The sequence below is a fragment of the Allobosea sp. LjRoot237 genome, from assembly GCF_964253285.1.
Taxonomy (GTDB): domain Bacteria; phylum Pseudomonadota; class Alphaproteobacteria; order Rhizobiales; family Beijerinckiaceae; genus Allobosea.
Genome location: NZ_CAXUQP020000001.1, coordinates 1,181,618 through 1,200,895, shown reverse-complemented (window position 1 = coordinate 1,200,895; position 19,278 = coordinate 1,181,618). Strand labels below are relative to the sequence as shown.

Here is a 19,278-nt window from a genome sequence, read left to right as displayed (position 1 = left end):
ATGCGGCGCGAGCTGGCGGTGCACGTCCCGGCGCCGGTCTGGCCTGCGGGATATCGCCTCGCACCGTTCGCTATCGCCGACCTGCCGGCGCTTCACGCGTTGCTCGCCCTCGGCTACAGCCTCGGCGGCGGTCGCGTCCCTCCGTTCGAGGACTGGCGGGCTGCCCTTCTGGTTGACAGCGGTTTCGATCCGGCACTGGTCTTCGTCGCCCAGGACGCCAGGGGCGCCGTCGCCGCGATCTGCCTGTGCTGGAGCTCCGCCTTCATCAAGGACCTGGTGGTCCACCCCTCAGTGCGGCGGCTGGGTCTCGGGGAGGCTCTCCTGCGACAGGCTTTCCTCGCCTTCGCCGCCCGCGGCGCCGATGCCGTGGATCTCAAGGTCGAGATCGACAACCCGACCGGAGCAAGACGGCTTTACGAACGTGCGGGGATGAAAGAGGTCGCCTGACCGCCGGCTGTTCGAAGACCTTCGGGTCAGCCATTCGCTCCCGCCGCGGCCTCGCCCAGCATCCGCAACTGCACCTCCCGCCCGGCCGGACATCCGGCCTCGATCCAGGCCTCCCGCGCCATCTCGAGCGCTTGCCCAACCCTCGGGCCGGCGCCGACGCCGAGCGCCAGCACATCCTTGCCGGTCAGCAGGAAGGGCGGCGTCCGCGCCAGCTCGGCGATCAGCGCTTGAGTATCAGCCGATCTGCCGGCCGTCCCCAGCAGCGCCAGTCCCCCTGCGACCGCGTCGGTTCCGATGCGGTGAGCCAGGCGACGCAGGCGCGCGATCTCCTGCGGCACTCCGCTTCCCGACAACGCCTCCAGCGCTGTGGCGATACCGGAAATCCGCTCGAACTCGGCATTGGAGAGCCGCAACCGCTCGCGCAGCCTGAGCGCATCCTCATTGGTCACGACCGCCAATGCCGCCAGCCGGAAGGCAGGATACACGCGCTCCCCCGGCCCATCGGCGATCGCAGCGAAGCGCGAGAGGCGGGGCACGCCGCCGATCACCGGCATCAGCAGCCCGGCGCCTGCCATCGCTTGCAGCGTATGTGTGGCACGCGGCGCAACGAGCAACTTGCGAAGCTCCGTCCAGATCCGCTCGCGCGACAGCCCCTCCAGCCCCGCACGGCCTGCGATGCAGGCATCGAGGGCTCTGGGGTCCGGCTCGCCTACGCCATACCGTGCATGGAAGCGGAAGAAACGCAGGATGCGCAAGTAGTCCTCGGCGATCCGCTCGCTTGCCGCGCCGATGAAGCGCACCTGCCTTGCCGCGAGATCGGCGAGCCCGTCGGCATAATCGTGCAACACGCCTGCGGCATCGAGCCCGAGCGCATTGATGGTGAAATCGCGCCGCAGCGCGTCCTCGCGGAAGTCGCGGCCGAAGGCGACGACGGCATGGCGGCCGTCGGTCTCGACATCGCGGCGCAGCGTCGTGACCTCGAAGGGCGCGCCGTCGATCACGACGGTGACGGTACCATGCTCGACCCCGGTCGGGATCGCCTTGAAACCGGCAGCGCGCGCCCGCCGCATCGTCTCGTCGGGCAGGCAGGTCGTCGCGAGATCGATATCCGCGACCGGCTCGCCGAGCAGCGCATTGCGCACGGCGCCGCCGACGATGCGGGCCTCCTCTCCATCACGGTTCAGCGCGGAAAGAAGCGCTGCGACATCAGCCCGCGCCAGCAATGCGGCGAGATGCTGCCGCTCGATTCCGGTCATGGCTTCGGCCGGTCCTCGAAATAGCCGGGAACCAGCCGGCCGTTCTCGACATGCGGCGGCACGAAGGCGCCGGTATGCCGCTGCGCCACCGAGCCAGCATAGATGAAGGAGACGATGCCGAGCACGAGCCCGGTCACCGACAGCCAGAACACATGGCCACTCCAATGGTCGACATCGAACGGATTGCGCCGCCGGATCACGAGATAGCCCGCGAACAGGCAGAACGGCAGGACGAAGAGCAGGAACTCCTCGATCAGCGTGCGCAGCATCGGGCCAGTCCAATCCGTCCAGTCTGAGTGTCCGCTCTAGAATTCGTCAGGGCGTGGCGAGACTGGGATTTTTCGAGCATCGGAGCGCAGCGTACGGAGGTACGTGAGCACCGAGGCGCAGAACAATGCCAGTCGCAGTCCGCCATCACGAATTCCCGAACGGACACTAGCCGGTGAGCCGCTCGTAGAGATTGCGGATCATGCCGGCCGTCGCTCCCCAGATATAGCGATCGCCATGCGGCATCGCATAGTAGGTGCGGTAGCGTCCCCTGAATTCGCGGCCATGGCGCTGGTGGTTGGCCGGGTCGAGCAGGAAGGCGAGCGGCGTCTCGAAGGCCTCGTCGACCTCGTGCGGGTTGATCGTCAGCGCTAGCGGCGGCTCGACCAGCCCGACCACCGGCGTGACGCGATAGCCGGTGCCGGTGAGATAGGCGTCGAGATAGCCGACCGTCCGGACCTTGTCGGGCGCAAGCCCGATCTCCTCCTCTGCCTCGCGCAGCGCCGCAACCAGCGGCGAGCCGTCGGTGGCATCGATGCGTCCGCCCGGAAAGGCGATCTGAGCAGAGTGGCTGCGCAGCGCCGCGGCGCGCAGGGTCAGGAGCACAGTCGGTCCGTCCGGGTGCAGCACGATCGGGATCAGCACCGCCGCCTCGATTGCGTTCGCTTCGTCGGGGATATCAGTCGGCTCGGGCTGGAGGTCGTGGTCACCGCGCGGCCGCGCGATCAGGTCGCCGAGGGCTGGCGGCTCGGTCCGAAGGCTGCGGAGCAGCAGCGCCTCAAGGTCGCCGCCGTTCCAGAACGCCGTCTCGGCAAGCCGCTTCGCCGGATGCTGCATCACAGTCCCTCGATCTCGCTGGCCGGCGCGACGATGTGGAAGGCACCGCCGGCCATAACGCCGAACTGCGGCTCCCCGTCGCCGTCGCGTATCTCGCCGAGCGCCAGGAGATCATAGGTCAGCGCCCGCGTGAGCCGGGCCCAGAGCCCGCGCCGGACATGCACATAGGGCTTCACCCCCTCGTTTGCAGCCCTGGCGAAACGCAGAGCGTTGTCCGGCCCGACCGTCACCAGATCGTCGGTCCGGGTCCGGAAGGCGATGCTGCGCCTATCCCCCTCACCTTCCACGGCCATCTCGACCGCCTGGAGCGGCGCGTCCTCGACCTTGATCCCGACCTTCTCGACCGGGGTCACGAGAAAGTAATCGTCGCCTTCGCGCTTCAGCACCGAGGAGAACAGCTTGACCAGCGCCGGCCGGCCGATCGGCGTGCCCAAATAAAACCAGGTGCCATCGGCAGCGATACGCATGTCGAGATCGCCGCAAAAGGACGGATTCCAGCGCTCGACCGGCGGCAAGCCGCGTGAAGGACCGGTCCCGAGCGCGCTCAGCAGGCGATTCATCGCGCCACCCGCCTCGGTCGTCACCTCACCTCGCGCTTTCGTCATCGGCATGCCGGTTGCATCGCTCTCTCGCCTTGAACTCTACATAATCGTGAAGCGGACTGTTGTGCACCGCCTGCCTCTGCCCCTTGAGCATGTTCCGCGCGAGGGTCAGAGTCTGGAATCGGACAGGAAGGCCGCGCAACGGCGCGGCTGAAGGAGATCGACATGGTGGCGCAAGCCCGTGATGCCAACGCCCCGATCAACCTCGACACCGGCGTGGTCGAGGCAGCCGAGACGGCCCTGGCCGCCATCGGCGCCGCCCGCACCGAGATCGGCCAGGTCATCTTCGGCCAGCAGAAGGTCGTCGATCTCTCGCTGATCACCTTGCTCGCCGGCGGCCACGGCCTGCTCGTCGGCGTGCCCGGCCTCGCCAAGACCAAACTGGTCGAGGCGATGGGCACCGTGCTCGGCCTCTCGGCCCGCCGCGTCCAGTTCACGCCCGATTTGATGCCATCAGACATCCTCGGCTCCGAGGTGCTCGACGAGAGCGAGGGCGGCAAGCGCCATTTCCGCTTCATCAAGGGCCCGGTCTTCGCCCAATTGCTGATGGCGGACGAGATCAACCGCGCTTCGCCCCGCACCCAGTCGGCCCTGCTGCAGGCGATGCAGGAGCATCACGTCACCGTCGCCGGCGAGCGTCACGACCTGCCGGCGCCCTTCCATGTCCTCGCTACCCAGAACCCGATCGAGCAGGAAGGCACCTATCCGCTGCCGGAAGCCCAGCTCGACCGCTTCCTGCTTGAGATCGACGTCGGCTATCCCGACCGCGAGGCCGAGCGCCGCATCCTGCTCGAGACCACCGGCGCCGCCGAGCACAAGCCGGTGCAGGCGATGACGGCCGAGACCCTGATGTCGACGCAGCGCCTGGTGCGCCGCCTGCCGGTCGGCGAGGCCGTTGTCGATTCGATCCTCGATCTCGTCCGCTCTGCCCGCCCCGGCGACGGCGAGAAGGCGATCACCGACAAGCTCGCCTGGGGCCCCGGCCCGCGCGCCAGCCAGGCGCTGACGCTCGCCGCCCGCGCCCGTGCCCTCGTCGAGGGCCGGCTCGCCCCCTCGGTCGACGATGTCGCCGCGCTCGCAGCGCCGGTCCTCAAGCACCGCATCGCGCTGACCTTCGCCGCCCGCGCCGATGGCGAGACGGTCGAGGGCATCGTCGCCAAGCTGGTGGAGCGCCTGGGTTGAGGAAAAGCTGATGCTGCGCACGCGCGTCCTCGGCCAAGCTGAACGCCAGCCGGGACAGCCGGTCCTCAAGGCTTCCCTTGATCTCGCCGCGCGACTGCCTCGGCTGGTGCTGGAGGCGCGGCGGGTCTCGGCGAGCGTGCACGGCATCCATGGCCGTCGGCGCTCCGGCCCCGGCGAGACCTTCTGGCAATATCGGCCGCTGGTCACGGGCGAGGCCGCCTCGCGCATCGACTGGCGCCGCTCGGCCCGCGACGGCCACCTTTTCGTACGCGAGCGCGAATGGGAGGCCTCGCACGCGATCTGGCTCTGGATCGACCGCTCGGCCTCGATGGGCTTTGCCTCCTCGCTCGCGCTGGCGAGCAAGGTCGATCGCGCGCTGATCGCCGGCTTCGCGTTGGCCGAAGCGCTGGTCGAGGCCGGCGAGCGCGTCGGCCATCTCGGCCTGACCCGTCCGATGGCCTCGCGCCGCATCGTCGAATTGCTGGCGCAGGCGATCCTGGCCGATCGCCGCAATGGCGAGGCCGACCTGCCGCCGGCAGAGCCGCTGCCGCGCCTCGCCGACGCGATCCTGATCACTGACGGACTGACGCCGGTCGCAGCGCTGGCCAAGCGCATTGCCACGCTGGCGAGCAGCGGCGCCAAGGGCCATATCCTTCTGATCGCCGACCCGATCGAGGAGACCTTCCCCTTCTCCGGACAGGCCGAATTGTTCGACCTGGAGGATGGCCTCTCGCTGCGGGTCGGTGATGCCGGCAAATGGGGCGAGGATTATCGCGAGCGGCTTCAGGCTCATCGCGACGCCATCCGCGAGGCCTGCCGCCATGCCGGCTGGACGTTGACCCTGCACCGCACCGACCGCCCGGCGAGCGAGGGGGTCCTGCGCATCGCCAGCCTGATCGCCGCCTCGCGCGGCGTTGGGAGCTAGTCCGATGTCGGTCCTGAGCACTGCGCATGCGGTTCTTCCCTTCTCCCCTTGCGGGAGAAGGTGGCCCGAAGGGTCGGATGAGGGGTCGCGCAGGTCTGGAAAGCTTCGGAGAACGCAGCGGCGCACCAGCGACCTGCGTCGTGCGACCCCTCACCCTAACCCTCTCCCGCAAGGGGAGAGGGGATATCGCGCGCCATCCCCGCGAAAGGATGCGAGCCGATGCTGAGCTCTCTCCCGATCGCCTTCTCCGCGCCGCTGGCCCTGATCGCGCTGGCCGTCCTGCCCGTGCTCTGGCTGATCCTGCGGGTGACGCCGCCGCGGCCGAAGCGGATCGATTTCCCGCCGCTCAAGATCATGCGCGACCTGATCCCGCAGCGCGAGACGCCGGCGCATACGCCCTGGTGGCTGCTGGCGCTGCGCATGGCGGTGGCGGCACTGGCGATCCTCGCCGTCGCCGGCCCGGTCTGGAATCCGGTACGCGACGCCGCAGCCCTGCGCGGCCCGCTGCTGCTGCTGGTCGACAACGGTTTTGGCGCGGCGACCGACTGGACCGAGCGCCAGGCCATCGCCGAGAGCCGCATCGCCGCGGCCACCCGCGAGGGCCGGCCCGTCGCCGTCGTCGGCCTCGCCGAGGCACCAGCCGAGATCGCGCTGTCGCAGCCGCAGGGCGCGCTCGAACGCCTGCGCGCCCTCGCCCTCCAGCCGCACGCGCCCGATCGCGGCGCCCATCTCCAGCGCCTCGAAGCCTTCTGGCGCGCCCAGCCCCAGGCCGAGACGGTCTGGGTCGCCGACGGGCTCGGCATTGGTGGCGGCGATGCCGAGTTCCTTGCCCGGCTGAAGCAGGAAGCCGGCGCCAATCGGCTCTCGATCCATGCCGGCCCGGCCGACCAGCGTGCGCTCACCACGCCCGAAAATCTCGCCGGCGCGCTGACCGTCAAGGTGCTGCGCCCGACAACGAATGCCGCGGCAAGTGGCCAGGTCCGCGCGCTCGACCTCAAGGGCCTGCCGCTCGGCGATGCGCCCTTCGTCTTCGGCGGCAACGAGCTCGCGACCACCGCGCGGCTGACCTTGCCGATCGAAGTCCGCAACGCCGTCTCCCGGCTCGAGATCACCGGTGAGCGCAGCGCCGGTGCCGTCGCTTTGCTCGATGACCGCGCCAAGCGCCGGCGCGTCGGCATCGTCTCCGGCGCCACCGCCGACACCGCCCAGCCGCTGCTGTCGCCGACCTATTACGTCTCGCGCGCGCTCTCGCCCTTCGCCGAGATCCGCGAGCCCCGCTCCGGCTCGACCGACCCTGTCGGCGAGCTTCTGGCGCAGAACCTCTCCGTCCTCGTCCTCGCCGATATCGGCGCGCTCGACAGCGACACTGCGGCCAAGGTGTCAGCTTTCGTCGAACGCGGCGGCGTGCTGCTGCGCTTTGCCGGCGCGCGGCTCGCCGCCGCCTCGGACGAACTGACTCCGGTGCGCCTGCGCCGTGGCGGCCGCACCCTCGGCGGCGGCCTCTCCTGGGAGACGCCGCGCAAGCTCGCGCCCTTCACCCGCGAGAGCCCGTTCTTCGGCTCGTCCCTGGCCGAGGACGTCCGCGTCACCCGCCAGATCCTGGCCGAGCCGGAGCCTGACCTCGCCCGCAAGACCTGGGCGGCACTGGAGGACGGCACGCCGGTCGTCACCGGCGAGCGGCGCGGCGACGGCGTTCTCGCCATGGTCCATGTCACCGCCGACACCACCTGGTCGAACTTGCCGCTCTCTGGCCTCTTCGTCGACATGCTGCGCAAGGTCGTCGCCATGTCCGGCACCAGCGCGACCGAGGGACAAGGCGGCGAGGTCAGGGTCGAGACCCTCTCGCCGACGCGCGTGCTCGATGGCCAGGGCGCCTTCCGCAGCCCGCCGGCGACCGCGCAGCCCGTGGCGCGCAACTTCGCCGGGCGTGCCACGCTCGCCCATCCGCCGGGCATCTACGGCCCGACTGACGGCGCCATGGCGGTCAATACGCTGGCTCCTGCCGACACGCTGACCGCGCTCGATCTCGCCGCGCTCGGCGCAACCGTGCTGCCGATCGACCAGCCGGTCGCCCGCGATATCCGCCCGCAGCTCCTGGTTCTCGCGCTGATTTTGCTCGTCGCCGATACGCTGGCGACGCTCTGGCTCGGTGGCCGGATGAATCTCGCCCGCTTCCGCCGGGCGGCACCGGCGGCATTCGTCTTCGCCATTGCCCTCGCAGCGCTACCTGTCCCGGACACGGCGCAAGCGCAGCAGCCGGCGCCCCCTGCTCCGCCGGCCGATCAGCGTCCCCCGGTGACCCGCGATATCGTCACGGCCGCGAGCGCGACCCGGCTTGCCTATGTCGTCACCGGCGACAGGGGGGTCGACGACATGTCCAAGGCTGGCATGGCCGGCCTCAACATCGTGCTCGGCGCCCGCACCGCGCTGGAGCCGGGCGAGGCAGCCGGTGTCGACGTCGCCCGCGACGAACTCGCCATGTACCCGATCCTCTATTGGCCGGTTGTCGCCGGCCGGCCGATCCCCCCGGCCGAGACGCTGCGCAAGCTCGAAGCCTATATGAAGGGCGGCGGGCTGGTGATCTTCGACACCCGCGACGCGATGAGCTCCCGGCCCGGCGGTGGCACCACGCCGGAGGGCGACCAGCTCCGCCGCATGCTGCAGACGCTCGATATTCCCGAGCTCGAGCCGATCCCGCGCGACCACGTCCTGACCAAGACCTTCTACATCCTCGACGGCTTCATCGGCCGCTATGACACCGGCACAACCTGGGTCGAGGTCTTGCCCCCCGCCACCGAGGATGGCCGCCGCCCGGCCCGCGCCGGCGACAACGTCTCGCCGATCGTGATCACCTCGAACGATCTCGCCGCCGCCTGGGCTGTTGGGCGGCGAGGCGAGGCGCTCGTGCCGATGTCCGGCTCCGATCCGCGCCAGCGCGAGATGGCGCTGCGCGCTGGCGTCAACCTCGTGATGTACGCGCTGACCGGCAACTACAAGGCTGATCAGGTCCATGTCCCGGCCCTGCTGGAGAGGTTGGGGCAGTGATGGTACTTCGCTTGAAAGCCGGAAGCGGTGGCCTGTCCTCTCCCCCCTTGTGGGCGAGAGCTAGAGAGGGGGGTATGCCACCCTCGCCATATGCCCAGCTTGGCGCGGAAAGGGTTGCGCATGCGATACCCCCCTCCCAACCCTCCCCCACAAGGGGGGAGGGCTCCCGCGCCCCGACCAATGCAGGCCGATCTTTCGTGCAATTCTCCTGGAGGGAATTCGCTCGCTCCATGACCAGATTCAGGTGTCTGGCAAGAGGATCCTGAACCCATGTGGAGCCTGACCTTCGCCCCGCTCGTCCCGCTGCCGCTGCTGATCGGCCTCGCCGTTCTGGCCGCGGTCGCTGCCGGCATGGCGCTGGTCTTGGCCGGGCGCAGCGCGATCCTGCGCGCGCTGGCGCTCGCCGTGCTCGCCGTCGCTTTGGCCGACCCGTCGCTCGTCTTCGAGGATCGCGAGCCGGTCAAGGACGTCGTCGCCGTCGTCGTCGACAAGTCCGCCTCCAACCGCCTCGCCGATCGCGCCCAGCAGACACAAGCCGCCCAGGCCGAGGTCGAGCGGCAATTGCGCGGCATTTCCGGCGTCGAGACGCGGACGATCGAGGTCACCGACCAGCAGGGCGCCGGCGACGGCACCCGGCTGTTCGAGGCGCTCGCTTCCGGTCTCGCCGACGTGCCGTCCGAGCGCGTCGCCGGAGCGATCCTGCTGACCGACGGCCTTGCCCATGACGCCCCCGCCACGGCCGAGGCGCTCGGCCTGCGAGCGCCACTGCATGTGCTGACCACCGGCCGCGAGCGCGAGATCGACCGGCGCATCGTGCTGGTCGATTCGCCGCGCTTCGGCATCGTCGGCAAGGAGCAGAACGTCCGCCTGCGGGTCGTCGACAAGGGCGGTCCCGGCCGCGCCGCGATCACGGTGCGCCGCGACGGCGAGATCATCGCCCGGCGCGAGGCGATCACCGGCGAGACGATCCAGGTTCCCGTCCGCATCGATCGCGGCGGCCCGAACGTGATCGAGATCGAGGCGGCGCCGATCGCCGACGAATTGACGCTCGCCAACAACCGCGCCGTCATCACCATCGAAGGCGTCCGCGACAAGCTGCGTGTGCTGCTGGTCTCCGGCGAGCCACATCCGGGCGAGCGTACCTGGCGCAACCTGCTCAAGGCCGACGCCAATGTCGACCTCGTCCATTTCACCATCCTGCGCCCGCCGGAGAAGCAGGACGGCACGCCGATCAACGAGCTCTCGCTGATCGCCTTCCCGACGCGCGAGCTGTTCCAGGTCAAGATCAAGGATTTCGACCTGATCATCTTCGACCGCTACGCCAACCAGTCGATCCTGCCGCTGGTCTATTTCGACAACATCGTCCGCTATGTCCGCGATGGCGGCGCGCTCTTGATCGCGGCCGGGCCGGAATATTCCGGCGCGCAGTCGCTGGCACGGACCCCGCTCGGCCAGATCCTGCCGGCACAGCCCGATGGCAGCGTCATCGACGAGGCCTATCGCGCCCGCGTCAGCGAGCCGGGCAAGCGCCACCCCGTCACCCGCGACCTGCCGGGCTCTGAGACCGAGCCGCCGCGCTGGGGCGAATGGCTGCGCCTGGTCGGCGCCCGCGCCCGCTCGGGCTCGACCGTGATGACCGGCCCCGGCGAGCGCCCGCTCCTCCTGCTGGCGCGAGAGCAGAAGGGCCGTGTCGCGCTCTTCCTCTCCGACCATGCCTGGCTCTGGGCTCGCGGCTTCCGCGATGGTGGCCCGCATCTCGACCTGCTGCGTCGACTCGGCCACTGGCTGATGAAGGAGCCTGACCTCGAGGAAGAGGCGCTGCGCGCCTCGGCACGCGGCCGCAACATCGAGATCGAACGCCAGACGCTCGGCGATAACCCGGCACCCGCGATCATAACGGCGCCCGATGGTTCGACCCGCACCGTGCCCTTCGAGGCTGGCCGCCCCGGCCTCTTCGTCGCCCGCACGGCGGCGAGCGAGTTCGGCCTGCACAAGATCACCACCGAGAATCTCACCGCCTTCGCCAGCATCGGCCCGGAGAACCCGCGCGAGCTGATGGAGGTGGTCAGCGACCCCGGCAAGCTCCAGGCGCTGGCTGAGGCGACCGGCGGCTCCTCGCGCCGGATCGGCCAGGAGAACGGTTCGGGCGTCACCATCCCGCGCATCGTGCCGGTCCGCTCTGGGCGGCAGTTCGCCGGCGCCGACTGGATCGGCCTGCGTATCAGCGATTCCGGCATCGTCCGCGGCGTCTCGATCTCGCCGCTCTTCGTCGGGCTGATCGGACTCGCCATCCTCTTCGGTGCGCTAATCGCTGGCTGGATCGGCGAGAGCGGGCGCAGGTTCAAGCGCGAGGCGTAGATATCCTCGTCATGCTCGGGCTTGACCCGAGCAACTCAGGCCGGAGGAGGCTCCGGTCCGCGCCTTCTCGTCAGGAGATTCTCGGGTCTACGCTTCGCTTCGCCCGAGAATGACGCCCTGGTCAGCGCAGCGCCGTAACCGCGCCACTGCGCTGCGCCAGCACACCCGCGCTGAGCTCCAACGCCAGGAAGCGCCCCGGATCGGCCGGGCCGGGCAGGGCGAGCTGGCCCGGCCTCACCGGCTTGAAGCCGAAGCGGGCGTAATAGGGCGCGTCACCGACCAGCAGGATCAGCTCGTGGCCATGCTCGCGCGCCGCCTCGATCGCGGCGTTCATCAGCGCTGCCCCGATCCCCCGGCCTTCGAAGGCGGGATCGACCGTCAGCGGGCCGAGCATCAACGCTGGCGCGCCACCGGCCAGGATCGGCGTCACCCGGACCGCGCCGACCAGGAAGGTGCCGACATGGCTGGCAAAGGACAGCGCCGGATCGGGCGGCGCACCCTCACGCAGACGGAAGGCCGTGCGCGCAAAGCGTCCCGGCCCGAAGGCGCGCTCGTGCAGGCGTTCGATCGCCGCGGCGTCACCAGGCAATTCCTGGCGGATGGTGAGGGGAAGCGAAGTCATGGTCGGGATCGCGGCATGGCCGAATTCGGCGCGAATGGCAATGGCGCCGGCTTCAGACCGGCCTTGCCCAAAGGTCCTGATGGCCGACGCGGACGGAGGCAGCGCTGCGCTTGGCCTCCAGCCAGCCCGCGATCGCCTCCGGCGCGACATGCCCGGTCTCGGCCACGGCGGCAGCGATCCCGGCCGCCAGCTCGCGGATCAGATCGGGCTGGCCTGCTCCGAGCTGCCACGGGCTTTCACCGACCGTAACTGCTGTACCAGCCTTGCGGAAAGCCTGCGCCAACGCTTCGGTGGCATCGGGCCCAGCCGCCGGGCCGAAGCCCTTATCGCTGCGCTGGTGATGGTGGAAGGCGGCCAGCATGCGCTGGTCGTCGGCATGCGTCGGCTCCCAGCTCTCGCGCCCGTCATAGGTCAGCACGGTGTAGAGCGGCAGCCGCATGCTGACGAGCGAAGCGGCGAAACGTTCGAGCCAGCGGGCCGAGGCGAGATCGAACAGCGCCGCAGCCGTGACCAGGTCCGGCTGCCAGCCGAGCACCCATTCGAGCTCCTTGTTCAGGTCCGCCTGCCGGAAATCCACCGTCAGCGTCTTGTCGTCCTTGCGCAGGACGAGCTCCTCGCCCTGCTCCTGCGCCGCGTCCGCCCATTCGGCGAGCTTGCGCCGCGCGACGGACAAGAGGCGCGAATCGGCGTCGACCAGCGTCCAGTGCTGGCGGACAGGCAGCGCGCTATAGCTGCCGCGCAGGTTCGAGCCGGCACCGCAACCGAGATCGACGACCGCTAGCGATTGCCGCCCGGCGAAGGTGGAGCCGACCGCGGCGAGCACCTGCGGATTGCGCGCAGCATGGTCGGCCGGTTCGCGCAGAGCGAGCCAATCGGGGGAAAATCCGCTCATGGAATAACCTTCGCACAAACTTCGGCGACGATCGTCGCAGTCCGCCGCCAGCGCGGCAATGCGCCGGCCGCATGCCAGGCCGCGTCGGCACGGCGTCGACGCTCATCCCTATCATCGAACAACTGTGCCAGCCCGGCGCGCAAGGCCGCCACATCGCCCGGAGGCACCTTCAGCGCAGCTTCGTTCGGCGCCGTCTCGGCCGCGGCTCCGCCGGTCGTGCACAGGATCGGTAGGCCGCGCGCCAATGCCTCGGTCAGCACCATGCCATAGCCCTCGAACAGCGAGGGCATGACGAAGAGATCAGCCTTGGCATAGGCAGCGTCGAGCTCCGCCTGCCCGAGCGCACCGGCAAGCCTGATCCGCCCGGATAGCCCGGTGGCGGCGATCTGCGCCTTCAGGGCAGCCGCGGTGGCAGGAGCGCGGTCATCCGCGCCAACGATGGTGAGACGCCACGGCTTGTCAGCCAGTCCCGCCAGCGCCGCGATCAGAACGTCATAGCCCTTGCGCGGCACGAGCGAGCCGACCGCCAGCAGTTCGACCATCTCGCCACCACCGGAGCCGGCCGCCTGCGCCGCCGGATCGACGCCGGGCTCGGCCACGGTGATCCGCTCCGCCGGCACGGCGAAGTCGACGGCGAGCAACCGCTTGGTCGTCTCGCTGGTCACGACGACCGCAGCCGCATAGCGCAGGGCGGCGGTCTCGCGCCTGACGAACTCCGCCGCCTGCGCCGGTGACAGTCCCGTCTCCAGCCCGAGCGGATGATGCACCAACGCGACGACGCGTCCGGCGAGCCCGGCTGCGATGCTCTCCGGAAAGGCGCCATAGGCGAGGCCGTCGATCAGCAGCACGCTGTCATAGGGCTGCGACAGGATCGCCCGGCCGGTCTCGGCGAGATCAGTCTCGCTCGGATTCGGAAAGCCTCTCGGCAGCGGCAAATGCCGTGCCGCAACGCCCATCTCGCACCATTCCGCCAGGAGCCGCCGATCGTAAACGTAGCCGCCAGTCGGCAGCGACAGATCGCCTGGAATGGCGAAGACGATCTCGCTCACGACCTTTCGCCCAGACCAAGCGCGATGCAAAGCCCTCCCCCCTTGCGGGGGAGGGTTGGGAGGGGGGTGACTGGGTGAGCGGCGTCGAGACTTCGCCAACAATCAGCCGCACGGCTGACTACCCCCCTCTCCAACTCTCCCCCACAAGGGGGGAGAGGGTAGGTCGAGCCATCCGACGCTTCTACCCGACCGGATATCACGCGAGCGCGCCCTCATAGCTCGCCCGTGCCAGGTCGGTCTCGTGAAGCGTCACTCGAATCTTGGCGAGATCGGTGGCATCGGCGCCAAGCTTGCCGGAGCGGGCCGCGGCCGCCATCGCGTCGAAGATGTATTTGCAGAGGAATTCGGTGGTGGTCAGCACGCTCTCGAACTGCGGCAGGGCATCGAGGTTCTGGTAGTTCAGCGGCTTCAGCGTCTGGTTCAGCACGGAGAGCGCCGCGCCGATATCGACCACCACGTTCTGGCGGGTCAGGTTCTCGCGGAAGAAGGCGACGTCGACGACGAAGGTCGCGCCGTGCATCGCCTGCGCCGGGCCGAAGAACGGATCGGGCAGCGAATGGCCGATCATGATGCGATCGCGGACTTCGACGGAAAACATGGACGGTCTCCTTCAGCGCGCGCAGTCTTGGCGAAGGCCGGTGCGCGACGTCAATAGCGCAGAACCGCCGTCAGCCCTGCGCCGGCGAACAGCGCCGGCAATCGCGCAGGCGCATCCTTGAACGCGATCTCGTCGGTGATCAGCGCATCGAGCCGTGCGTCGGCGAGCAGCGCCAAGGCGGCATTGGCACGTCGCGCATAGTCGAAACGCACCCGCCGCGACGGCGAGACCTGCCCGACCTGCGAGGAGACGAGTTGCAGGCGCCGGGCATGGAAAGCGCCGCCAAGCGGTGCCGCCACATTGCCCTCGCCATACCAGCTCAGCTCGACGATCCGTGCTTCGAAGCCGGCTGCGCCGATCGCCGTGGCAAGGCCGCCGGCGCTGGCGCTGGCATGGAAGACGAGGTCGGCATCCTGCGGGCAGTTCGGCGGCAGCGCGAACCGGCAGCCCAGCGCCTGCGCGAGCCCCGCTCTGCTCTCGTCGAGATCGACCAGCGTCACCTCCGCACCCGGCAGCTTCGCCGCGATGAAGGCAGTGAGCAGGCCGAGCACGCCGCCGCCGACCACGACGATGCGATCGGCCGGGCCGGAGCCGGCATCCCAATGCGCATTGAGCGCGGTTTCCATGTTCGCGGCGAGCACGGCGCGCCTTGCCGGAATGCCTTCGGGCACCACGGCCACGCGGCCCGCCGCGACGACGAAGCGGTCCTGATGCGGGTGCAGGCAGAACACTCGCTTGCCGAGCAGCTCGGCCGGCCCCGCATCCACCATGCCGACGGCGCAGTAGCCGTATTTCACCGGAAACGGGAACGCGCCCTGCTGAAAGGGAGCACGCATGCGCTCATATTCGCTCTCGGGCACGCGGCCTTCGAAGACCAGCCGCTCGGTGCCGCGGCTGATGCCGCTCCAGAGCGTGCGGACAAGGCAGTCGCCCGGCCCCCGCTCCGGCAGTTCTTCGGTGTTCAGGACGCATTCACGCGCGGCGGCATACCAGAGCGCGGTCGCCTGCGCGCTTGCTTCGTTTGCAATTGCCGGCTTTACCACGCATCGCCCTCCGCGCCGTTCCCCGCCAGCCTTGTGAGCCCATGACGGAAACCGCCATGAACCAGCGTCCCGCTCCGACCACGTTCCAGGCGGCGGCGCAAGAGGACACCCGGCTGACGCCGGCTGGGCTGCAGTCGTTTCGGGCCTTGCGGACGCGGCGCTGGCTCGTCGCAACCCTGAACCTCGTCACGCTGGCGGCACTGCTCTACGGCCTGTCGCGTGTGCTCGCAGCCGGCGGCTGGAGCCTTGCCGATATCGCGATCTTCATCGCCTTCCTGTTCGGCGCGCCCTGGACCGTGCTCGGCTTCTGGAACGCCGTGATCGGACTCTGGCTCCTGCATGGCACTCAGGATGGGCTCGATCAGGTCGCGCCCTTCGCTGCCGCCGGAGAGGCCGACACACCGCTCACAATCCGCACCGCCGTGCTGATGACGCTGCGCAACGAGAACCCGGCCCGCGCCTTCGCGCGACTGCGCGTCGTCAAGGACAGCGTCAACGCCACCGGCGAGGGCGGCTGGTTCGATTACTTCGTGCTTTCCGACACGAATGACCCCGCGGTCGCGGCGCAGGAAGAGGCGCTTGCCGCACAGCTCACGCGCGATGCAGGCGAGGATTGCACCGTCGTCTACCGCCGCCGCAGCGACAATGCCGGCTACAAGGCCGGCAATGTCCGCGATTTCTGCGAACGCTGGGGCGACCGCTACGAATTGATGCTGCCGCTCGACGCCGACAGCGTCATGTCCGGCGACGCCATCGTGAAGCTCGCCCGGATGATGCAGGCCTATCCGAAGCTCGGCATCCTGCAGAGCCTCGTCGTGGGCATGCCGAGCAAGTCGGCCTTCGCCCGCATCTTCCAGTTCGGCATGCGCCACGGCATGCGGCCCTACACCATGGGCTCGGCCTGGTGGATCGGCGAATGCGGCCCGTTCTGGGGCCACAATGCCATGGTCCGGATCGCGCCCTTCCGCGATCACTGCCATCTGCCGGTCGTGCCCGGCGGGCCGCCACTCGGCGGGCCGATCATGAGCCACGACCAGGTCGAGGCGACATTGATGCGCCGCGCCGGCTACGAGGTCCGCGTGCTGCCGGTCGAGGCGGGCAGCTGGGAAGAGAACCCGCCGACCATGCTCGAATTCGCCCGACGCGACCTGCGCTGGTGCCTCGGCAATCTGCAGTACCTGAAAATACTCGATATCCCGGGCCTCAAGGCGATGAGCCGCTTCCAGCTCGCCTGGGCGATCCTGATGTTCATCGGCCTGCCGGCCTGGACGCTGATGATCGCGCTCTTGCCGTTGAAGGTGCTGGAGGATCGCGCCGTCGCCGATTACCCCGCCGGCTTCGCGGCCTTCCTCTATGTGCTGTTCTTCGCGATGTATCTCTCGCCGAAGCTCGCCGGCTTCGCCGATATCCTGCTGACCAAGGGGGGCACGCAGCGCTATGGCGGCAGCTTGCGCTTCGTCGTCTCCTCGCTGATCGAGATCGTCTTCGCCTTCCTGCAGGGCGCGGTCTCGACCTTCCGGACCACGCTGTTCATGATCGGCCTCGCCTTCGGCAAGGCCAGGATCGGCTGGAACGGCCAGACGCGCGATGCCCACGCGCTCTCCTTCGCCACCGCTTTCGCCGGGCTCTGGCCGCATCTACTCTTCGGTCTCTACATCTTCGGCACGCTCGCCGAGCTCTCGCCGACCGTGCTGATCTGGTCGCTGCCGCTGACCGCCGGCTATGTGCTGGCCATCCCCTTCGCCATGCTGACCGCCGCGCCGGCGCTGGGCGCCCTCTTCGTCCGCTCGGGCCTCTGCGGCGTCCCCGAGGATTTCGACCCGCCGGCCGAGATCGTCGCGATCCAGGGCGGCGGCGCCCGATGAAGCCGGTCGCCTACCCGAAGGGCACCGCGAAGAGCCTTGGGCGCTCGCTGCGCGTCTACCATGGCGACCATGTCCGCAAGGTCGCCATGGATTCGCTTTACGCCCGCTTCCTGCGCCCCGGCGATCTTGCCTTCGACATCGGCGCCCATGTCGGCGACCGCATCTCCTCCTTCCGCCGGCTCGGCGCCCGCGTTGTCGCCCTCGAGCCGCAGCCCGGCCCGGCCAGGGCGCTGCGCCTGATCCATGGCCGCGATCCGAAAGTGACGCTGGTCGAGGCGGCCTGCGGCGACAGCGTGGGCACCGCGACGCTCCGGATCAACAGCGCCAACCCCACGGTCTCGACGCTTTCCGGCGAGTTCGTCGATGCGGCACAGGGCCAGGATGGCTGGCGCGAGCAGGTCTGGGACCGCGAGCTCACCGTGCCCTGCACCACGCTCGACGCACTGATCGGCCAACACGGCCTGCCCGCTTTCATCAAGATCGACGTCGAGGGCTTCGAGGCGCATGTCCTCGCCGGCCTCAGCCAGACGCCGCCCGCCCTCTCCTTCGAGTTCACCACGATCCAGCGCAATGTCGCGCAGGCGTGCCTCGATCGGCTCGCCGCGCTCAGCCCGTACCGCTTCAACGTCGCGCTGGGGGAGAGCCAGGCATTGGTCTTTTCGGAGCCGGTCGAAGCGGAAGCCATGCACAGCCATCTCCGCGACCTCCCGCACGAGGCGAATTCCGGCGACGTCTACGCGGTCATGCAAGCCTGATACACGGCCTGCGGACAGGGATGGGCAGTCAGAGAACCTCGAAGACCTCGTATTCGACGCCACCTGGACAGCGACCACCTTTTGCAACGGCGACAATGCCGTTGAGCCATCCATGTGCAGGTGCGGCGGTTTCGAAATAGGGCGTCGTGCGCAGATAGTATTCGGAGGCATCGACCGCTTCACCGCGTGCCAAACGCTCGGCCACCACCTGCGACGCCCGCCTGACACCGCGATAGGTCATGAGGATGAGGCCGCCGTCATCAGCGACCAGAAGAAGCCTGACATCCTGCTGGGATGTCCCGTCGGCGCGAGCGAGCAGGAGATCGGAGCCGGCCAGCGGCGATACCTCTCCTCTCAGCCGCTCACCGTCGAAACGCCCGCCCGAGACCGGGAAGATGCGCCGGCCGCCAGCCGGCGTCTGCCCCAGCTCCAGCGTCGGATGAAGCGAGATGAAGAGCGTAAACAGATGCTGCGATTGCAGGGCCACGGCAGACCTCCTAATTTTCGGCCCAACACTGCTCCCGAGCGCTCCCTCTCCAAAACGCGCTTTGCTTGTCGTCACCACAAGAGAAACTAGCCATGCGGCCCTCCCTGGAGTCTCTGCGGGTCCTGGAAACATGCGTCTCGGCCGGCAGCTTCGCGCGCGCGGCCGAACGCCTGTTTCTGACGCCGGCAGCGGTCAGCCTGCGCATTCGCACCCTGGAACGCGAACTCGCTCAGCCGCTCTTCGTGCGCGTCGGCCGGCGAGTCATCCCGACGGAGGCTGCCACCAAGCTGGCCAACCGGGTTCGAGAGGCGTTGGCCGATGTCAGCGAGGCGCTCGGCGAGTTTCGGGCTGCCCTGCCGCCGCTCAGGGTCACGGCGCCGCCGACATTCGCGTCGCGCTGGCTTGCGCAGCGGCTGGCGCGCTATCCCACGCCGGGAGCTCTCGGCATCGAGCTCGACGTCTCGACGGATATACGTGACCCGGACGCATTCGATGTCGTCATCAGAACGGGTCGCGGCGGATGGGCCGGGCATGAGGAGTACGCGCTCTCTCCCGTGGAAGTGACGCCCATGTTGGCGCCCTCCCTGCTCGGGACGCGGACCCTTTCCACGCCCGGTGCACTGGCCGGCTTCGAGCTCTTGCCGCACCGCGACTGGGAGCGCTGGTTTACCGAGGCCCAGGGCGAAGTACCGGCTGACCTGCGCTTTGCCGCGGTCAACTATCCGACGCATGAGTTGAACGCCAACGCCGCGCTGACCGGCGCCGGCGTGGCGCTGCTGTCACCCTCGTTGTTTCAGCCGCTCTTGCGCGCCGGCCTGCTGATCGCGCCGTTCGCTTGTGTGCTGAGCGGGCCGGCCTGGCATTTTGCGCTGATGCGCGCGAACGACCCCCGCCCGGGCCCGCGGCATTTCTGTACGTGGCTTTGCGAGCAGGCGCGCCAAGTCGCATAATCCAGACCCCGCGTAGCGGCCGGACGAGAGCAACTGGCGGTGTCCGGCGCGGCGCCCCACCGCCCCTGCCGCTCATACACAGGTGCCAATTCGCCCAG

General features: G+C 69.2%; 18 protein-coding genes. 8 read left to right on the top strand and 10 right to left on the bottom strand.

Going from position 1 to position 19,278, the window contains the following annotated elements; all coding sequences use genetic code 11:
* Entirely contained in the window at positions 1 to 447 is a 447-nt protein-coding gene (locus tag ACSQ24_RS05750; RefSeq protein ID WP_436093761.1) for a GNAT family N-acetyltransferase, read from the top strand.
* A 26-nt stretch (positions 448 to 473) separates the two neighbouring features.
* Here ACSQ24_RS05750 and ACSQ24_RS05745 read toward each other — a convergent pair whose 3' ends face one another.
* The 4 genes from ACSQ24_RS05745 to ACSQ24_RS05730 form a co-directional block, all read right to left on the bottom strand.
* Positions 474 to 1,703 carry a CCA tRNA nucleotidyltransferase gene (locus ACSQ24_RS05745; RefSeq protein WP_436093760.1) on the bottom strand — a complete coding sequence of 410 codons (1,230 nt, stop codon included), beginning with the start codon at positions 1,701 to 1,703 and terminating at the stop codon, positions 474 to 476.
* On the bottom strand, positions 1,700 to 1,972 hold the full coding sequence (locus tag ACSQ24_RS05740) for a DUF6111 family protein (RefSeq protein WP_436093759.1): 273 nt from the start codon (positions 1,970 to 1,972) through the stop codon (positions 1,700 to 1,702). Before ACSQ24_RS05740 ends, ACSQ24_RS05745 begins: the two co-directional genes overlap by 4 nt.
* A gap of 166 nt (positions 1,973 to 2,138) precedes the next feature.
* The gene (locus tag ACSQ24_RS05735; protein ID WP_436093758.1) at positions 2,139 to 2,807 is read right to left on the bottom strand and encodes a CoA pyrophosphatase; all 669 of its coding nucleotides are present in this window, start codon (positions 2,805 to 2,807) and stop codon (positions 2,139 to 2,141) included.
* Positions 2,807 to 3,412 (bottom strand): DUF1285 domain-containing protein, encoded by a 606-nt coding sequence (locus ACSQ24_RS05730; protein ID WP_436097828.1) that lies wholly within the window; start codon positions 3,410 to 3,412, stop codon positions 2,807 to 2,809. Before ACSQ24_RS05730 ends, ACSQ24_RS05735 begins: the two co-directional genes overlap by 1 nt.
* Positions 3,413 to 3,574: 162 nt before the next feature.
* On the opposite strand from ACSQ24_RS05730, the gene ACSQ24_RS05725 reads away from it, so the two are divergent.
* From ACSQ24_RS05725 to ACSQ24_RS05710, 4 genes are all read left to right on the top strand, one after another.
* Complete coding sequence (locus ACSQ24_RS05725; RefSeq protein ID WP_436093757.1) at positions 3,575 to 4,591, top strand: AAA family ATPase; 1,017 nt, start codon at positions 3,575 to 3,577, stop codon at positions 4,589 to 4,591.
* Positions 4,592 to 4,601: 10 nt separating this feature from the next.
* On the top strand, positions 4,602 to 5,516 hold the full coding sequence (locus ACSQ24_RS05720) for a DUF58 domain-containing protein (RefSeq protein WP_436093756.1): 915 nt from the start codon (positions 4,602 to 4,604) through the stop codon (positions 5,514 to 5,516).
* Between the two features lie 222 nt (positions 5,517 to 5,738).
* A complete protein-coding gene (locus tag ACSQ24_RS05715) occupies positions 5,739 to 8,561 on the top strand; it encodes a DUF4159 domain-containing protein (RefSeq protein WP_436097827.1) in 2,823 nt (940 codons plus the stop codon).
* Between the two features lie 270 nt (positions 8,562 to 8,831).
* Entirely contained in the window at positions 8,832 to 10,919 is a 2,088-nt protein-coding gene (locus tag ACSQ24_RS05710) for a hypothetical protein (RefSeq protein ID WP_436093755.1), read from the top strand.
* Between the two features lie 121 nt (positions 10,920 to 11,040).
* Here ACSQ24_RS05710 and ACSQ24_RS05705 read toward each other — a convergent pair whose 3' ends face one another.
* From ACSQ24_RS05705 to ACSQ24_RS05685, 5 genes are all read right to left on the bottom strand, one after another.
* The gene (locus ACSQ24_RS05705; RefSeq protein ID WP_436093754.1) at positions 11,041 to 11,541 is read right to left on the bottom strand and encodes a GNAT family N-acetyltransferase; all 501 of its coding nucleotides are present in this window, start codon (positions 11,539 to 11,541) and stop codon (positions 11,041 to 11,043) included.
* A 52-nt stretch (positions 11,542 to 11,593) separates the two neighbouring features.
* Positions 11,594 to 12,433: an SAM-dependent methyltransferase gene (locus ACSQ24_RS05700; RefSeq protein ID WP_436093753.1), complete on the bottom strand. Its 840-nt coding sequence runs from the start codon at positions 12,431 to 12,433 to the stop codon at positions 11,594 to 11,596.
* Positions 12,430 to 13,482, bottom strand: a complete 1,053-nt coding sequence (locus tag ACSQ24_RS05695; RefSeq protein WP_436093752.1) for a glycosyltransferase family 4 protein — start codon at positions 13,480 to 13,482, stop codon at positions 12,430 to 12,432. The genes ACSQ24_RS05700 and ACSQ24_RS05695 overlap by 4 nt, the downstream gene beginning before the upstream one ends.
* Positions 13,483 to 13,678: 196 nt before the next feature.
* On the bottom strand, positions 13,679 to 14,080 hold the full coding sequence (locus ACSQ24_RS05690; RefSeq protein WP_436093751.1) for a 6-pyruvoyl trahydropterin synthase family protein: 402 nt from the start codon (positions 14,078 to 14,080) through the stop codon (positions 13,679 to 13,681).
* A gap of 50 nt (positions 14,081 to 14,130) precedes the next feature.
* Positions 14,131 to 15,123, bottom strand: coding sequence for a zinc-dependent alcohol dehydrogenase (locus ACSQ24_RS05685; RefSeq protein WP_436093750.1), 993 nt, complete (start codon positions 15,121 to 15,123; stop codon positions 14,131 to 14,133).
* 56 nt (positions 15,124 to 15,179) lie between these two features.
* Here ACSQ24_RS05685 and mdoH point away from each other — a divergent pair, with 56 nt between their 5' ends.
* Both mdoH and ACSQ24_RS05675 read left to right on the top strand, forming a co-directional pair.
* Entirely contained in the window at positions 15,180 to 16,988 is a 1,809-nt protein-coding gene (mdoH, locus tag ACSQ24_RS05680; protein ID WP_436093749.1) for a glucans biosynthesis glucosyltransferase MdoH, read from the top strand.
* Entirely contained in the window at positions 16,985 to 17,743 is a 759-nt protein-coding gene (locus ACSQ24_RS05675; protein WP_436093748.1) for an FkbM family methyltransferase, read from the top strand. The genes mdoH and ACSQ24_RS05675 overlap by 4 nt, the downstream gene beginning before the upstream one ends.
* Positions 17,744 to 17,771: 28 nt before the next feature.
* On the opposite strand, the gene ACSQ24_RS05670 is transcribed toward ACSQ24_RS05675, so the two are convergent.
* Positions 17,772 to 18,230: a DUF3237 domain-containing protein gene (locus ACSQ24_RS05670; RefSeq protein WP_436093747.1), complete on the bottom strand. Its 459-nt coding sequence runs from the start codon at positions 18,228 to 18,230 to the stop codon at positions 17,772 to 17,774.
* Positions 18,231 to 18,322: 92 nt separating this feature from the next.
* Between ACSQ24_RS05670 and ACSQ24_RS05665 the strand changes: the two genes are divergently transcribed.
* On the top strand, positions 18,323 to 19,180 hold the full coding sequence (locus tag ACSQ24_RS05665; RefSeq protein ID WP_436093746.1) for a LysR family transcriptional regulator: 858 nt from the start codon (positions 18,323 to 18,325) through the stop codon (positions 19,178 to 19,180).
* Positions 19,181 to 19,278 lie beyond the last annotated feature (98 nt).

Excerpts from the sequence above, each read along its gene's own strand:
- ACSQ24_RS05750 (WP_436093761.1), top strand. The coding sequence starts at position 1 with ATGCGGCGCGAGCTGGCGGTGCACGTCCCGGCGCCGGTCTGGCCTGCG.
- ACSQ24_RS05720 (WP_436093756.1), top strand. The coding sequence starts at position 4,602 with ATGCTGCGCACGCGCGTCCTCGGCCAAGCTGAACGCCAGCCGGGACAG.
- ACSQ24_RS05725 (WP_436093757.1), top strand. The coding sequence starts at position 3,575 with ATGGTGGCGCAAGCCCGTGATGCCAACGCCCCGATCAACCTCGACACC.
- ACSQ24_RS05745 (WP_436093760.1), bottom strand. The coding sequence starts at position 1,703 with ATGACCGGAATCGAGCGGCAGCATCTCGCCGCATTGCTGGCGCGGGCT.
- mdoH (WP_436093749.1), top strand. The coding sequence starts at position 15,180 with ATGAACCAGCGTCCCGCTCCGACCACGTTCCAGGCGGCGGCGCAAGAG.
- ACSQ24_RS05690 (WP_436093751.1), bottom strand. The coding sequence starts at position 14,080 with ATGTTTTCCGTCGAAGTCCGCGATCGCATCATGATCGGCCATTCGCTG.
- ACSQ24_RS05700 (WP_436093753.1), bottom strand. The coding sequence starts at position 12,433 with ATGAGCGGATTTTCCCCCGATTGGCTCGCTCTGCGCGAACCGGCCGAC.
- ACSQ24_RS05710 (WP_436093755.1), top strand. The coding sequence starts at position 8,832 with ATGTGGAGCCTGACCTTCGCCCCGCTCGTCCCGCTGCCGCTGCTGATC.
- ACSQ24_RS05705 (WP_436093754.1), bottom strand. The coding sequence starts at position 11,541 with ATGACTTCGCTTCCCCTCACCATCCGCCAGGAATTGCCTGGTGACGCC.
- ACSQ24_RS05730 (WP_436097828.1), bottom strand. The coding sequence starts at position 3,412 with ATGACGAAAGCGCGAGGTGAGGTGACGACCGAGGCGGGTGGCGCGATG.
- ACSQ24_RS05665 (WP_436093746.1), top strand. The coding sequence starts at position 18,323 with ATGCGGCCCTCCCTGGAGTCTCTGCGGGTCCTGGAAACATGCGTCTCG.
- ACSQ24_RS05675 (WP_436093748.1), top strand. The coding sequence starts at position 16,985 with ATGAAGCCGGTCGCCTACCCGAAGGGCACCGCGAAGAGCCTTGGGCGC.
- ACSQ24_RS05735 (WP_436093758.1), bottom strand. The coding sequence starts at position 2,807 with ATGCAGCATCCGGCGAAGCGGCTTGCCGAGACGGCGTTCTGGAACGGC.
- ACSQ24_RS05740 (WP_436093759.1), bottom strand. The coding sequence starts at position 1,972 with ATGCTGCGCACGCTGATCGAGGAGTTCCTGCTCTTCGTCCTGCCGTTC.